14 protein-coding genes are annotated in these 16,768 nt (G+C 45.4%); all 14 read right to left on the bottom strand.

Annotation, left to right across the window (positions count from 1 at the left end; translation table 11 throughout):
* Positions 1-8: 8 nt before the first annotated feature.
* Entirely contained in the window at positions 9-1,823 is a 1,815-nt protein-coding gene (locus PHC76_RS02110) for a methyl-accepting chemotaxis protein (RefSeq protein WP_299973895.1), read from the bottom strand.
* Positions 1,824-1,904: 81 nt separating this feature from the next.
* Positions 1,905-3,827 carry a hypothetical protein gene (locus PHC76_RS02105; protein ID WP_299973892.1) on the bottom strand — a complete coding sequence of 641 codons (1,923 nt, stop codon included), beginning with the start codon at positions 3,825-3,827 and terminating at the stop codon, positions 1,905-1,907.
* A gap of 189 nt (positions 3,828-4,016) precedes the next feature.
* Positions 4,017-4,709, bottom strand: coding sequence for a cytochrome b/b6 domain-containing protein (locus PHC76_RS02100; RefSeq protein ID WP_299973889.1), 693 nt, complete (start codon positions 4,707-4,709; stop codon positions 4,017-4,019).
* Positions 4,710-4,719: 10 nt separating this feature from the next.
* Positions 4,720-6,495, bottom strand: coding sequence for a nickel-dependent hydrogenase large subunit (locus PHC76_RS02095; protein ID WP_299973886.1), 1,776 nt, complete (start codon positions 6,493-6,495; stop codon positions 4,720-4,722).
* On the bottom strand, positions 6,488-7,723 hold the full coding sequence (locus PHC76_RS02090; RefSeq protein WP_299973884.1) for a hydrogenase small subunit: 1,236 nt from the start codon (positions 7,721-7,723) through the stop codon (positions 6,488-6,490). The genes PHC76_RS02095 and PHC76_RS02090 overlap by 8 nt, the downstream gene beginning before the upstream one ends.
* A gap of 264 nt (positions 7,724-7,987) precedes the next feature.
* A complete protein-coding gene (locus tag PHC76_RS02085) occupies positions 7,988-8,587 on the bottom strand; it encodes a pentapeptide repeat-containing protein (protein WP_299973882.1) in 600 nt (199 codons plus the stop codon).
* 4 nt (positions 8,588-8,591) lie between these two features.
* Complete coding sequence (locus tag PHC76_RS02080; protein WP_299973880.1) at positions 8,592-8,996, bottom strand: hypothetical protein; 405 nt, start codon at positions 8,994-8,996, stop codon at positions 8,592-8,594.
* 72 nt (positions 8,997-9,068) lie between these two features.
* Positions 9,069-9,266, bottom strand: a complete 198-nt coding sequence (locus PHC76_RS02075) for a hypothetical protein (RefSeq protein ID WP_299973877.1) — start codon at positions 9,264-9,266, stop codon at positions 9,069-9,071.
* Positions 9,267-9,340: 74 nt separating this feature from the next.
* Entirely contained in the window at positions 9,341-10,636 is a 1,296-nt protein-coding gene (locus PHC76_RS02070) for a nickel-dependent hydrogenase large subunit (RefSeq protein WP_299973875.1), read from the bottom strand.
* A complete protein-coding gene (locus tag PHC76_RS02065) occupies positions 10,623-11,513 on the bottom strand; it encodes a hydrogenase (RefSeq protein WP_299973873.1) in 891 nt (296 codons plus the stop codon). The genes PHC76_RS02070 and PHC76_RS02065 overlap by 14 nt, the downstream gene beginning before the upstream one ends.
* On the bottom strand, positions 11,494-12,087 hold the full coding sequence (locus PHC76_RS02060) for a TetR/AcrR family transcriptional regulator (protein ID WP_299973870.1): 594 nt from the start codon (positions 12,085-12,087) through the stop codon (positions 11,494-11,496). Before PHC76_RS02060 ends, PHC76_RS02065 begins: the two co-directional genes overlap by 20 nt.
* Before the next feature lie 131 nt (positions 12,088-12,218).
* Complete coding sequence (locus PHC76_RS02055; protein ID WP_300209764.1) at positions 12,219-13,913, bottom strand: nickel-dependent hydrogenase large subunit; 1,695 nt, start codon at positions 13,911-13,913, stop codon at positions 12,219-12,221.
* On the bottom strand, positions 13,903-16,332 hold the full coding sequence (locus tag PHC76_RS02050; RefSeq protein ID WP_300209763.1) for a hydrogenase small subunit: 2,430 nt from the start codon (positions 16,330-16,332) through the stop codon (positions 13,903-13,905). Before PHC76_RS02050 ends, PHC76_RS02055 begins: the two co-directional genes overlap by 11 nt.
* A gap of 3 nt (positions 16,333-16,335) precedes the next feature.
* Positions 16,336-16,767: a 4Fe-4S dicluster domain-containing protein gene (locus tag PHC76_RS02045; protein ID WP_300209761.1), complete on the bottom strand. Its 432-nt coding sequence runs from the start codon at positions 16,765-16,767 to the stop codon at positions 16,336-16,338.
* Position 16,768 lies beyond the last annotated feature (1 nt).

Raw genomic sequence — 16,768 nt, 5'->3', positions numbered from 1 at the left:
GATAAAACTTACGCTTTTCCTCTAGCTTCGTTAATCATATCATTAAGTACCCCGAAAAGGATAGTACTTTGACGTTCTGTCTCTCCAAAAGCGACTGAAAGTTCATCACGACGTTCAACACAATCGTCTCGTTTAACACACTCTAAAGCACGAAGAACATTGTCATGAATAATTTTATGTGGCTCTTCAAGTCGACGATACGCATTGGTATTTCCAAAAGCAGTTTTTCCATCACCATGTTCATACCATTTACCCAAACGACATCCGTGATGATCACCAAACTGTGCTTTGAGTTCATTATCAAAAATTGATCCGTAAGCATTAAGTTTAAAAACTAAATGGTCAAGTTTTGCTAATATACCAAAAATTTCATACGAAATAAACTGATTATCCCGTTTAATAATCCCTGATTTTTCGATTAACTCGCTCAATGATTGCGTAAAAGCATCAAGTTTTCGGGTCGAATCATCTGCATATTCTTCAGTTGTTTCACTGCTCTCAACCATCGAACCGGCACTTTGTTTGAGCATATTAATCGACATTTCTACCTCAGAAGTCGCTTTTTGAGTACGCTCAGCCAGTTTTCGTACTTCATCAGCAACAACAGCAAAGCCACGACCATGCTCCCCTGCACGTGCTGCTTCAATCGCTGCATTCAAGGCTAAAAGATTGGTTTGATCCGATATATCTTTAATCAAAGCAATCACCTGAGATATGTCACCGATACTTTTTTGCAACTGTTGAGCATTATCACGATTTTCATTAATCATTTCAGAAATGTGATTAATTGAATCAATAATTCCTCCCGTACTCTCTTTAACCTCAGCTACCACTTCAGCAGTTGATTCATTTAAGATATTTACATTTCCTAAACTAGCTACTGCATGTTGTGCCGATTCTTGCAAATCTTTGGCTCCGCTCACAGCCCCTCCTGTCATATGACCTGAGAGATTAATCATCATCTCAGAATGGACAAGACTTTTTTTAGCCTTTTCATTAGCAACATGTGAACTCTGTGCATCACGCTGTGCATCACGGGCGATATCGGCTACTTTGTCCAAAAATCGGTTAAAAGAGTTTGCCACTTCCACAATCTCATCGTGCCCTTCAAAGTTAATACGACGAGAGAGATCCGCATCTCCACTGGAGAGAGCATCGGCTACATTTTTAAATTCACTCAAACGTGAAGTGATACGTCGTGTTGTAAGAAAAAAGAGGAGAAAAGCAACAATAAATCCACCAATTGCAGCAAAAGCCATTTTTACGTGCCCTGAGCTGACCAATCCATCCGCAGCTGTTTCATTGGCTTTAGCTTGTTCTGTAGCTTCTTTAACTATAGGATTAATAGTCTCAAAATGTTTTTCAAACGCCTTTTCGAGATCCCCATGTGCAAATGCTCGCGCTTCATCAATACGTCCCTCTTTAACGAGAGGAATTAATTTATCGTTGACCAATGCAAAATAGTGTTCTGCCGTCGTTTTTGCTTCACTGGTAATCATCGATTTTAATTTCGAATCCAACCCGCTTTTTTCCCAATATTCTTGGCGGTCTTTAAAATCTTTCTCCAAACTCGAAATTCGTTTGACATTACTATCAAATTTTTTAGAATCTTCTACGAGTTCAAGACTTGCTAAGCGTGCTTCGATAATGTATTCGGGAGGGGGAAGTATATCGGCTATAAGATCTTTGGAATCGGCAATCTGATTGTATGCTGCACCTTTAATACGAACCGATTCAGTTGTAGAATAGGATAAAAAGCTCACTATAAGAAGAACCAACAGGGTTAATCCTGCCGTCATCATAAGTCGATTATGTATGGTCATGTACAAAGCTCCATGCTTAGAATTAAAATAACTAAAACAGATTATAACAGTTTTTTAATCTCACGACTGTCTATTTTTTAATCATAAAAAGACTCCACCGACAACACAATTTTCCTTCCCTATCGGGTAACTTCGATTCATCAAAATCGGAGTTGCTTTCAAATTTCTTTGTAAACGACTAAAGAGCGACTGTCCTGCAAAATACGACCCGCACAACACGATATCGGTTGCTTTTGTTTTCCCTTTTATTTCTGTGAGGAGTTCACTAAAATAATCTCCAAAAGATTCGAAAATTGAATAGCTTAAATACACTGAACCGACACCCGCGAGGCGATAACTGATGATACTTGCCAAAAAGGCAACATGGTTGAAACGGTTATCCTCCACCTTGGTATCGATTTGGAGCCCCCCTTTACCGATAAACTTCAAAGCCTCTTTTACAACTCCCTCGAAACTCTCCTCAGGAAGACCCAAAATCATCGCTGTCGCTTCAAAAAGATTCACATTGCTATTTTCGATTCTCATTAAAATTTCATGCAACTGCGGATGGTTTTTTTCGACACTCTCGATAAGGCGATCCGACCCCTCGCGTAATCCTCGCATTTCTTCGATGATACCGCTCCCACTAAAGTGTTTCGGAGGGACAACCCGAATCACTTTTTTGCCGTCATAATAGAGAAACGACGGTTCCCCCTCGAAATAAGCACCCACGACTTTGGTTCCGAATTTATTATGCTCGGCGATCACCGACATAAACGAGGCTTCATCGGCACTTATCGGATGAAAGTTAGCCGATTCTACGGCAGGTGTTTCAGAGTCCAATTGATTGACTTTCAGCGTTGATGCGCTCTCAAAGCGACCGATTTGATCGAACAGTACTCCTCGCTCATCTCTGATACCAACAAGACCATGTGCGATGCTCAGAGTATCAGCTCCATATGCTAAACGAGAGGGAAACGAAACCCTCTCCCCTGAAGCGATAAATTTAATGTCCTTGTTGATAAACAATCGCATATCGCTTTGATGATTGAGTTCTAAATCAAAATCCATTACAAAATCGGCTTCACATGGCTCTTCTAAAGAGGTATACGCGATAAAATCAATCCCTAAAAGGCTCAGCTCTTTAGCGAGAAGAATAGAGAAACCCTCATCAGGGTATTTGACATCCACCGAAGCTCCGAATGTCTCGCGCAGTGCTTCATCTTTGAGTGCTACGTGTAAAATCGGACGCTCAATACTGAGTAATGCGTTAAACTCATCATTGATGAGAGAGCAATAGTCGGTGATTTTCATCGCATTAGAGAGCATTAATACGGAGCCTTGAGGAAGCTTGTCTAAGCGTTCAAACAACCGATACCCCATCGTTGTTTTCATGAGGAGTGTTTTGCCATCACGCAACGCTTTGGCGGCAACTTCAAACAACGTTCTAAAACTCCCCGCATCGTTCGCATAGCGCTCTTTATCTTTGTGAATCAGTTTGACAGGGATGCCGCAAGAGTGACAAGAGTTCAGAACCTGCTTTTCACGACGCCCAAAGCTTTTGCTCTCTTCTTCACATACAGGACACGGTACAAGATACTTTAATGCAGTGTTTTCGCGCAAGTACGGATACTTTTCAAAAAAACCGTATTGCCCACCGCAATGGGTACAGTGGGTAAAAGGGTAATAGTACCGTTTTGAGGAGGGATCGAACATCTCTTTTTGACACGAGGGGCATAATCCGAGTGACGGCGGATATTCCACATCGAAATCAGGAATTGATTCGGGTTCCCCCTCTAGCTCATAGTGCTGTGAGCTACTCATAAAACACGAAGCGGGCAACGTATTAGCAATCACTTCCAAACATCCCTGAAGCTTCTCGTCACTCTTATCAAACGCGCAAATAATTTTGTTTTTTTGTTGATGAACGACCGCTTTGAGTCCGAAAGAGCGAATAATGGAGATAACATAATTTTTAATCGTGGGTTGGGAGAACGGAGTTATCAACTCCAATGCGAATGCCATGATGGACCTTTGATCATTTTAAAGTATAGTACTTTGACCACATTCACATTTGAAAGTGATAAAAAGACTATTTTTTTCTGTCATCTTGTACTAACATTTGTCATGCTGAACTTGATTCAGCATCTAATTATGAGACCCTGAATCAAGTTCAGGGTGACGAGTTCACGATGACAGAATTAACTCGCTAAATTATTCTTTGACGAATTTAGAACCGCCGATAACGATGGCAATATCGCCTTCTTTCCAGAAAATCGTTCTCCACACTTGGTAGTAGATATGAAACACGACCCAGCAGATAATCCACCACATAGTTTCATGATGTGAAATACGGACATCCATCAATGTTCCGCCCGTAAATGGAATCGTCCAATCGGTTGCAATATGCAACAACCACGGCCACCATGCCCCGATAGAGCTGATTCCCGATTCCAATCCATGTACATACATTTGTAGCCCTGTGAGAAGCATCCAAATGAGCAGTATATGAAAAATCGTAAAATAGACGGTATTAAAACTGTCTGCATGCGATGAATCAAATTTTTTACTACGATTTAGCGTCAATAAATTGACCAAAACGGCAATAAATTCAGTTACATTTTTTCCATTGGGTATCAATTTTTTATACGGTTTTTCAAAACGGCTGAAAAAATACAAATAGGCGATGATCACCGATGTAACATCAAAAATAATCGCAATCATAAAGTGCCCGTAACGATTCCATGCCATCACATATTTATCGACTGCACCATCAGCGATGAACGTTTGATAGTACGGATGACCGATATAAAGCCCTGTTATGACAGCACCAATCATACTAAACGCATTCACCCAGTGGATGATCCGCATGGCGGGAGTCATCCGTTTAACTTGTTTGTAGCTCATAATGCTCTCCTTAGATACTACAGGAAGTATCTACTTTGTAAACAGCAAGCTCTTTACCTTTGGTATCGACAACGTGAACCGCACAAGCGATACAAGGGTCAAAACTGTGAATAGTACGTACTATCTCCAACGGTTGTTCAGGGTTGGCTACTTTCGTCCCGATCAAACTCGCTTCATACGCACCCAAACGATTTTTATGATCACGTGGTGCCGCATTCCATGTCGATGGAACGATAGCTTGATAATTCGCTACTTTACCATCAGCGATGCTTACCCAGTGACCGAGTGCTCCACGAGGTGCTTCCGCCATACCGCGACCTTTTGCACTCACACTGACTTTATCAAAGTCAAAATCAGTCCATGTGCTTTTATCACCCGATAAAACGTTTTTAGCGAGTTCATCAATCCACTCCACCATCACATCCGCCATAAGTTCCGTCTCAACGGCGCGAGCCGCAGTACGTCCAACGGTACTAAAGAGGACAGTAACCGGAAGATTACCCCGTTTGAGGAAGTTGGTCACGTATTTGGTAATACGCTCATCTTTAGCCGCCACACCGATAACCATACGTGCCAACGGCCCTACTTCGACGCGAGCATCGTTATAAATCGGTGATTTAATCCAGCTGTATTTCTCTTTGGTTTTAAGATAGGCGTTTCCATCTTCTTTGCGATCAAGACCTGTATATTCTGGGATTGTTTGCCCATCATACGGATGGAGAGGTTTATCCCCTTTATACCATGAGTGGGTCACGTCTTCCATGATTTTTGCTTCATCCAACGGAAGGACTTTGGAGATATCTCCACCCATCACGACCCCTTTAGGGAAGAGAAGTGCTGATTTATAGAATCCTGTATCATCGAGACGGAAATCTCCGTAACTCATAAAGTTGAGCAATCCGCCGCCGGTTCCACCGACCCCTTTGCCCCCCATCAATTCACTGAAAGTTGCTTTAGAGTCTGTTGCTTCACCCGCATACATCGTTCCCGCCATGTAAACGTCTGGCAAATAGGCTTCTTTAACAAACTTCGTCCCTTGAAGAAGGAGCGATTTAAACAATGCAAGACGTGCAGGGTTTTGAATATCCTGAACACAGGTTACCCCACCGACAACGATAGATTGCGGATGCGGGTTTTTACCCCCGAAAATCGCCTGCATTTTTGCCATATCGCGTTGAACGTCAAGTGCCAACAAATAGTGGGCAACTCCGATAAGGTTTTGTTCCGGAGTGAGTTTATAGTGAGGATTACCCCAATAACCGTTTCCGAAAATCCCCAAACGCCCTTGTTTAACAAATTTTGCGACACGCTCTTGAATTGCTTTAAATTCGCTCTCACCGTCGATGTACGGCGTTGAGCCTGCTACGGTTGCCCATTTACGAGCTTCTGCCGCTGTTTTAGCCGGATCAGCTGAGAGTGCGGAGACGACATCCACGAAATCGAGCGCATGGAGGTGATAAAAATGGACGACATGGTCGTGCACATACAACGCACCTTGGATAAGGTTACGCACGATACGAGCATTCTTAGGAATCGTAATAGCAAACGCATCTTCTACTGCTTCGATAGAGCGTTGATAGTGAGTACCGGTACAAACACCGCAAATACGCATCGCCAACAATCCGCAGTCACGAGGATCACGCCCTTGCAAAATCGTTTCAATCCCACGGAACATTGTCGATGCGCTGTACGCGTCTACAATCGTATTGTTGTCATCAATAACCGCTTCAATACGTAAATGCCCCTCAATACGGGTAATTGGGTCTACTACAATGTGCTTACTCATGGCTCTCTCCTTCTTCTCGTTTACCTGCTACGGCGCTTGCTGCTGCATGAATCGCAATACCGATACCGGCTGCGGTCAACATGCCCAACCCGAATTCATCCACACTTTTCTCTACGCCGCCCGTCGGTGCTTTGATTTTAGCATCCGCCATCGGACGTTCATACGCATATTTATCCCAAAAATCAGGTTCCGAACAACCGATACATCCGCGTCCTACCCCGATAGGCCAGTTCACCGCTTCGTTGTAACGGACGATAGAACAGTTATTAAACGTCATCGGTCCTTTACATCCCATTTTGTAGAGACAGAAGTTGTTTTGAGCACCCTTATCGCCCCACTCTTCGACGTATTCACCCGCATCGAAGTGTGCACGGCGTTCGCAGTTATCATGGATACGATAACCGAATGCAAATTTCGGACGGAGAAGTGAATCGAGTTCAGGTACTTGTCCAGTTAATACATAGTGCAAGATTACACCCACCATATTGGCAGGGTTCGCAGGACAGGCGGGGATATTGATAAGAGGTTTGTTTTTGATAACGTCCATAACTCCAACAGCACCCGTAGGGTTCGGAGCCGCAGCAGGAATCCCTCCAAATGTCGCACAGCTTCCGACTGCGATAACCGCAGCGGCATTTTCAGCACAGCGGACGAGATGATCATGGAATGTTTCGGCTTTAATCCCGATGGTTCCGTATTGACCATCCATTCCCATAGGGATAGCACCCTCTACGAAAAGGAGGTATTTACCTTTGAAATGTTCCATTGCTTCATCGAGCTGTTTCTCAGCCTGATGACCTGCAGCGGCTTGGAGCGTTTCATGAAATTCGAGGGAGATGATGTCGAGGACAATCTCATCGATTTTCGGTCCATCGGCACGCAAAAGAGCTTCGGAGTTACCCGCACAGTCTTGAAGTTCCAACCAAATAACAGGAGCGCGATTCATCATCACCGCCGCGTCCGCAACAAGCGGTGTAAACATAGGAGGGAGCATCAACATCGCTGTCGTTGCACTCGCCCATTTCATAAACTCACGTCGATCAATCCCGTTCTCTTCTAAAAGATCGCTAAAATCGAGTTTGTTTGCTGGCGCAAGAGCACGCATCTCATTCAGACGCGCCTCACATTTTTCGAACAGGTCTTGATAATACGACTCACCTTTGTTCGTTTCGACGCGCGAACTTTTCGAAGTGAACAGCTTTTTAACCGCTTCTACTCTATCGGACATAATCCCCTCCTCAAATAATTAATGAACAATCATTCAGTATTGTATGCCTCGATAACTTAAACGAATATTTAAAAGATAAAATTTAATTTAATAAATTAGTTTGTTATTTAATTTTAGGACAAATAGAGATGAAGGTGAAATATTATATTGCATACTCTAAATTTTTATAAAAGCTGGATTCCCGCCTTCGCGGGAATGACGCCTTTCGTCATCCTCGTGCTTGACCCGGGGATCCATCCCAAAAGAGTTATTCAAGAAGTTCATTTAATCAACCAGTACAATCCCCATCGATTCGAGAAGAAACAGTGCCTCATAACGGTTGAAAATTGCCCCTTTGAGATGGTTGGAGCGTACATCGATAGAAGTGTTGGAGGAGTCGGTAAAATTCACCCCTTCGAGGTGGGTGTTTCCGAACAACGCCCCTTTGAAATCGCTCAAACTAAAGTCTGCTTTTTGAAACGTCCCGTTGCGAAAATCAACCTCTTTGGCTCGGCACTCCCGCATCACCAACCCTTCCAAATTCAGACCGAAAAAATTGCTGTCATTGAGGATACACTCACGAAAACGCAAGGGGTCGGCATTAAGCAAACTCTTCCAATCCGCCATCGTCCAATCGATCCCGATCATCTTGCACGAGACAAACTCGACATCGCTCATTTTGCTACTGGTGAGTTTCATCAGGCTCAGATTGCAGTTTTCAAAACGGCATTCGGTAAATTTGCAGGAGGAGAAAAAGGTCTCGCTAAAATCACACGAGACGAAAGTGCAGTCATCGAATTCGGCTTTGATAATCTTTTTGCCGTGGAGATCGATGTTCTCGAATTTCTCGGCGAATACGTCCATGTTGTCGGTGATAGGTGTCATAACATTATTTTAGATATTGATTATTGCAAATTTTACATCGATAAATAGCTGAACCATTAGTATTAAGTCCGCTTATAAGATGATGATATTTAGCATCTTTTTCAAAACAAACTTGACAAAATGGTACTTCGTCACCTTCCATCCAATACATATCATTTTTAAATGTTACTTTTTCTTTTTTGGAAAGTAATTTTTCCAATTCTAAAATTTTTTCTTCTTTTTCTCTTTGTGATACTTGAACCTCTGAAAGCTCAATTTTTATATCAGCGAGTGTACTGATAAGGTCTGCCATTTTAAGTTTGATTTCGGCTTCTTCTAAAGATGTATTACTATCTTTAATCAGTTTAGCAATATCTGTTGCCGTCTTGATACTAGAAAATATTGCACTTATTGTTGTGACTGGTTCCATTTCAATCCATTATATATATTTTGCATCAAACACCCTTCGACAGGCTCAGGGCGAACGGGATACTCAAAAAATTTATTTATAAATCCCTTCGTACTCTTTCGGGACTTTTGAGGTGATTTCACCATCTGGCATTTGAAAATAGGGTACTCCATCGCGACGATATACATTCGGTACACCGTTAGCAAGGCTCCGTTCTTGTGCCTCTTTGATCGCTTTTTTTCCGATTTTTAGGATCATGTCACGGAATTTGTAATTTTCGATTGTCTTCATTGTAGTCCTCCTACAATTGATAAAAAGCATTCTATCTCAAATGTTATTTAAAGACGATAGAACGTTTACTCTCGTTAATGCGTCGTACAAACCGAGCATACATCAAAAGTGCGAAAGATGAGTGACGCTTTGGCTATCGATTCGGCTCCGATCATCGCCTTTTGCGCCACACCGAGATTGGAAGCCGTTCCGTTACCCAGATTCCACTGCGTCGGGGTGATGATCGAATACTCTACTATTTTCCCCTTCTCAATTTTGGCACGATGGATTAGCGATCCGCGCGGAGCTTCGACGATTCCTACCCCAGAACCGCTGATACTCAGAATGGAGGAAGGAGGTGTAAACGAAGGTTGCGAGAGGTCAAGGGATGTGAGCAATGAGCGAACATGAACGATCAATGTTACCATCTCATCGATACGGGCACTCAAGCGTGTCATAGCACAATCCCCATACTTCTGATAAAGCGATGATATCCCCTGACGCTCAGAGATAAGAGCGCGGGCGAGTGGTCCGCCCTCGTAAAATGCTCCTCTGTAGAGGGCATTTTTAGCATGAGTTTTACCACCGTGAGCAAAGGTGTGGGAGCTGTCTTCGCTCACGAGGGCAACATCGGCGACGCTTCGTTCACCGTTGTCGAGTGAGCCTCCGTTATCGGCTAAAACCAAAAACCGTCCGTGGCTTTTTCCCGTATTCAGCAGATTTAACTTCTCAAACTGGTGCAAGAGTTTCGAGAAATCCCCCTCCAGCGCACGGTGCGAATCGCTTTTTAGATGCAACTCGAACTTCTCTAACGGACATCCCAAAACCTCTTTGGCAACGAACTGCTCTACCTCACTGAGGATTTTCAACGCCTGCATCACCTCGATATGGGTTGGATCGCACGTCACCCCTCCGGGGATGGCGTAGGAGCTGTGTGGCCATTGCCCGCTGAAAAGGGCACTGAGTTGGTTGATTTGCGAGGTGACATAAAGGGCTTTTAGCGATACATTCGCCTCTTCTCCCAAGAGTTTACCGCTCTCATGGAGCATCACGAGATAGAGCCATTTGATATGGTTTTGGATCAGTTCGCACTCTAGGGTGATTTCGCGGATTGCATGCGCTTTGGGGCTGATAGAAAGCGAAAATCCCGCATCGATGTAGACGTTCTCAATCATCCGCACCGCCGCGATGAGATGGGAGTGTCCGCAGATACCACAAACACGCGGAGCGATGACGAGGGCATCGAGGGCGTTACGCCCCTCCAAAATCGCTTCCATCCCCCGAAAATGGACAAATCGGATGTCGGCTTCTTGGACGGTTCCGCTTTTGTCGGTTCTAAAATCAAGTACCGCTTCCCCCTCGATTCGCTCGATTAGTTCATGCGTTATCATCGATTAATTTCCCCTCAAGCCGTTTAATATGAAACGATTTCGCCGCCCCCGCAAGGGCTAGATAGCTCCGTTTCGGTATTCCCAGCGGCATCTCAGCGGGAATCGACATATAGGTTTTGGTGCTAAAGAGTTCTGTTCTCGGATATGAGGGTTCGGTGCATCCGACGCACGGTGTTCCGGCGCGGGTTTTGGAGCTCACTTCGTTCCAGAGAATCTTGTTACAACTACCGTGGGTAAAGGGGCCTTGGCACCCTTGGGCGTAGTACAAGCACCCCTCTTTGGTTCCGAAATGATCACTGTCTACTTTCCACTCGAAATACTCATTACGCAAACAGCCGTTGTGGACGAGATAGCCGTACAACTCTTTGGGACGGCGGTACTCATCGAGAGTGATTTTTTTTCCCTGAACGATCATATCGAGGACAAAACTGAGCCATTTAGGATGGATGGGGCATCCGCTGAGGGTAATCACTTTTTTACGCAGTGTCTGCAAAGGACCGCTCTCACTCTCTTTATCAAAAAGTATTCCGCTGATATGTTCGGGGGAAGCCTCTTTAAAAATCCCTCCGAAACTCGCACAACTGCCCAATGCAATAATATGTTTGGTTTTAGAGGCAAGGGTAACTAAAAGGGTTTCCATCTTCACCCCTGCACGCTCAAAATCGGCTCGGTACGCCCCCTCGAAAATCAAAATATCCGATTTAGGAAGTTTTTTGACGAGTTCTTTGAGTGTTTTTTTACAGGGTAGAATCGGATGGTGGATGAATTCGATAGATTCTAAAAGAGCCCCCAGTGAGGGATCGTTTAGAAACGAGTGGGTATTGCCGTTGCAGGTAATCCCTTGTAGCCAGATGACTTTAGCGGGTTTTGAGGGCATAGTAGATATTTTCGGCGATGGTGTGTTCATACTCTTCTAACGGTTTGGGGAGGATATTTTCTCCATGGATAAATACCATCCCCCCCAAATACCCCATAAAAAGACCGAACGCACTAAAAAAATCTTGGTCTCTCAACTCACCGCACCGAACACCCTCTTCGAAGAAAATCATCATCTCGGTGACAAATGCGGAGACGCAAATCATCCCCTCACAGCAGTTTTGAAATACTTCGCGGTTAGAGAGATAAACCCGTAAAAAATACTCGATGGTCTCAGGTCGATCTTTAGCAACACGGAAATACATGTGGACAATCGCTTCGATTTTCTCTTGCGTACCCACCCCGCTTTCATTGATGGCTCGGATTTCTTCACCCAAAATATTGGCAATGTAGAGGATGAGATCTTTTGCCAGCATCTCTTTGGAGGTAAAATAGTTATAGAGGTTACCCACACTCATCCCGATTTTTTCGGCAATGGTGGGCATTGTGGTTTGGTAAAATCCCTCTTTGGAGAAGAGCTCCAATGCTTTGGTCATGATGGAGATTTTACGTTCTTCTTTTGTAGGTCGTGCCAAAATACTTCCTTTACATTGTCATCTTCGGGCTTGACCCGGGGATCCATCTTAAAAAAAGAGCCGGATTTACCCGCAGGGGGCACAATGCCTGCCTACGCGGGAATGACGAATGAAACAAATTCTATTTTGTATTATACCGAACAACTATTCATTATTTTATAATGTGATAATTCTTTTCCCGTCGCATCGATTACATGCACCGCGCACGCGAGACATGGATCGAATGAGTGAACCGCGCGTAACACCTCTAACGGTGCAGATGGATCGGCGAGGCGAATCCCAATCAACGACTCCTCATACGCTCCGCGTCCCTCTTTGGCTCCCTTGGGCGAAGCATTCCACGTCGTCGGGACTACCGCTTGATAGTTGGCGATTTTAGCCTCCTCGATACGGACAAAATGACCTAAAACCCCGCGCGGCACTTCGAAAATACCTGCTCCCTTTGCTTCATGGGGAAGCTCTTCAAACACATATTTCGTCCACGTCGTCTCATCGTAATATTTGATATTTTCGATCAAATCACTCATCGTGTCAAACAGATAATCGCAACAGATTTGCGCTTCAACAGCGCGCGCGGCATTGCGCCCTATCGTCGTAGAGAAATCAATCAGCTCCATCCCGGAGCGTTTCATAAATCGCTCCATATAGGGACGAACGACGGGAGAGTTTTGGACATATCCCATAATCATACGAGCTAAAGGTCCCACCTCCATAACTTCGCCATCATAGCGAGGTGCTTTGACCCACGTATATTTTCCCTCGGTTTTGAGAGATCCATCATCGTTTAAATCGGTATAAAACGGTGTCGACTCTCCCTCATACGGTGAGAGGGGAGCATCGTTCTCATACCATGAGCGAGATGCCTCTTCTGTGATTTTGCTCGAATCAAACGGCTCGACACTCTCAAAATCATGCCCTTTAATCACGCCGCTACTAAAGAGCTGCTGATCTTTACCGAATCGGTATCCGCCGCAGCACATAAAATTACCGCTAGCGCGGCCCTCACCTGATTTGATAGAGTCACGGTAGGCATTGACGAGCATCACCATATCGGGGATATAGGCACGTTCGATGAAGTCCCTCGTCTCTTTGATGATAAACAAAAAGTCGTTCAGTCGCTGAGGGTTGAGCATATCGGCTACGCTTGTCACCCCTCCGACAACGAGATTTTGAGGATGGGGTGTTTTACCCGCAAAAATCGCCACTGCCTTAGAGAGTTCACGCTGTATACGTAACGCTTCAAGATAGTGATTCATATGGATCAGATTCTCTTCGGGGCTGAAACGATAAGCAGTGTGTCCCCAGTAGCCGTTGGCAAAGAGTCCCAATCGTCCCGCTTTGACAAACCCTTCCAGCTTCTCTTTGATCGCTTCGAGATGCCCATCCGAATTGCGATAAGGGTGTTCACCCCACTGCTCTGCATCTTTGGCAGCTTTGCTACAATCGGCACTGAGCGCACCCGTTATATCGACGAAATCGAGTGAATGGAGGTGATAATAGTGGACGATATGATCTTGAACGAACAACGAGAGGGTGACGAGGTTGCGGATAATCTCGGCATTATGAGGTATTTCAATACCGTACGCCGCTTCCACCGCACTGATCGAAGCGCGATAATGAACATTCGTACACACCCCGCAGATGCGCTGAGCGATCAATCCCGAATCGCGCGGATCACGCCCTTTTAAAATCGTCTCGATCCCTCGAAACAGCTGACCTGAAGCCCATACCTCGGTAACCACATTATTCTCATCAATCTCCACTTCGATCCGTAAATGCCCCTCGATTCGTGTAATCGGGTCAATAATAATTTTTTTAGTGCTCATTTTCACTCTCCGGTAGTTTACGATTATTAGCATAGCTATCAAATGCGATTTTCCCCTGACCGCAGGCGAAACATCCATGCCCCGCCTGTACCGGCCAACTCGTCCCCTCATTAAATTTCACGAGGGAGCAGTTGAGATCGGCGTATGGCCCTTTGCACCCCATTTCAAAAAGGCACCACCCTTTCTTCGCCCCCTCATCGCCCCACTCACGGACAAATTCATCGGCATCGTAATGCCCTCTGCGTTCACAGTTATCATGAACACGGAAACCGTACGCCCATTCAGGGCGGTTATTGGAATCGAGTTTCGGGAACTCATCGAACATGATGTACTGCAACAGCGTTCCGACGATATTGATCGGGTTGGTCGGACAACCGGGGAGGTTGATAATATCAGTTCTTCCCAATGCTTCGGCAACCCCGACCGCACCCGTCGGATTAGGCGCGGCGGCAACGACACCGCCATCATAGGCACATGATCCCACCGCGATCACCGCTGCGGCATTTTTGGCGACGCGACGCAATAAATCGACCCCCGTCTCGCCCTTAGGACCGATACGCAAGAACTTCCCATCCATCCCTAACGGAACTGCCCCCTCGACGATCAAGACATATTTGCCGCTATCATTATGGAGTATGCTCTCCAGAGCAGACTCCGACTGATCCCCCGAAGCCGCCATCAATAGCTCATGATAATCGAGCGAGATATATTTGAGGATCAAATCGTCCACTTTTGGGTGTGAGGTTTTAATAAACGCCTCCGAATTACCCGTACAGTCTGAGAGTTCGAGCCAGATGATCGGGATTTTGTTGAGTTGTGTCACCCCCTCTTCCACGACCCCCTCAAACTGCGGATGCAGATGCATCGATGCGGTAATCATCGAAATCCAGCGGTTAAACTCACGGCTCATTTCAAACGATTCTAATGCCTCATGGAAGTTCTCGGCACTCAGCTGATTTTTTGGGTGAAGTCGGTTGTATTTTTCGATCCGAGCGCGCACTTTTTCCAGTTCTGCTGCCTGAGCTGCCGCTACTTTTTCAGCACGTAACCGTGCCGCTTCCTCATGATCGACGGGAGTTGCGCTGATAATCGCGCAAATATCCTGCTTGCAACGTCCGCACGTTCGTCCCGCTTTTGAGTGTTCTTTGAGCTCAGCGAACGACGTCACCGCATTCTCTTTGATAATCTCGACCAACTCCAGTTCATGCACCCCCTCACAGCTACAGACGAGTTTCCCGTATTCGGACATCAAACGGTTCGAGTAGAGATACGCCGCATCAATCGGTGAATTAGTTTCAATCAACCGTTTGAGTGCCAGAAGATCGATGTTGGTGTTGATCCCGATAAACCGTTTCAGACGATCATTATTAACGATATACTGATCGATCCGATCCCCATGCGTGATCAAAATCGTTTCGTTCTCACTATCTTTGGGGTTGAAATCGGTCGCGGTGACATCGGCGAACAAAAATGATCCCACTTTGAGTCCGTCGATCGAGACCTCTTCTTTAAATGATGAGTTTGCATCTCCAAGCAGATGTGCGACAGCCACATCTGCTTGGAGAATGCATTCTTTGACCCGTCCTGCGATAAATCCTCCATCACGTAGCTGTGCCGCTTCGCCGACGCAGTAGATGTTCTCATCCGAGGTACGCATCCTCTCATCGACCAAAATACCTTTGTCACATTCGAGGAGGTCACGCGCGTAGGGGATATTGGGATCGATACCGACCCCGAAAATAATAAACGGATTGTCGATCTCCCCTTGCTTGGTCAACACCTTGGTTATAACATTTCCCTCAACCTCTTTATCCACGATTTGATCGCCGAATCGGATACTTACACGGCTGTCCGCTTCGAAAATCCCCTGAATCAGTGCCAATCCCTCACGGCTAATTACCTCGGAGTAGAGATAGTTTTTACGCACAAGCAAGGTGATACTCTGCGGAGCGTCACTGCGCATGAGAGTATCGAGCAATTCGAGCGCGATCGGTCCCGCTCCGACGATCACCACATTGCGACCTATCATCCCCTGCGCAATTTGTTCACAATCTTTTTGAGAACGGAAAGTTGCCGCATTCTCAATGTGTGAAATATCAAACAACGATTTGGGCACCGATCCCGTAGCAAGTATCAGCTTATCGTAATGAAATGCGGCATGTTCACTGAAAACCCGTTTTTGAGCGGGATCAATCGAGATGATTTTTTGATCTAGTTCCAGCTTCACTTTCGGGTGCAGTTCCAGCTCAATCGAGTCAACACAGTTACAATCCTCTACCAACTTACACAAATGGATCCGATCATACGGAGGGTGTTTCTCATCCGAAACAATCACCACCTCGGATTTTGGAGCCTTCTCCATCAGAGAATTGGCGATATAGACAGCGGCGATCCCGCCTCCTACGATAACAATGCGCATCATCTACTCCTCACTCTTGTTTTGAATTTTAGCCGATTTTTTAGCAGCCGCGTATGCTTCGCGACTCTCCTTGCACGATGCTTCCCACACGAACCACCCATCGTTTGCCCCATCTTCTTTTAGGGCAGATTGCTGTTTCGTTTCACTTTGCCACAATGCCTCCTGCGGTTTCGGGCAGGCGCGAACACATTCGCCACAGTAGATACAGAGCCACGGGTTATAGCGATACATTTTCGTCCCATCTTCATTCTGAAAAAAGAGGATCGCCCCAGGAGGACACACTTTTTCGCATTTATCACAGAAAATACACGCATCTATCCCGTATTCGATCAGTCCCCGATACCCGCTCGGCAAAACTATCTCTTCGGCAGGGTATTGGTGGGTTCGGATCGGTCGAAAGAGATTCAAAAATGCTTCTAACATTGATTTAAACATC

It is taken from the genome of Sulfuricurvum sp., assembly GCF_028710345.1.
In the GTDB taxonomy this organism is placed as follows: Bacteria; Campylobacterota; Campylobacteria; order Campylobacterales; family Sulfurimonadaceae; genus Sulfuricurvum.
Note: the sequence above shows the minus strand (reverse complement) of the source record. Positions and strands in the feature narration are given on the sequence as shown.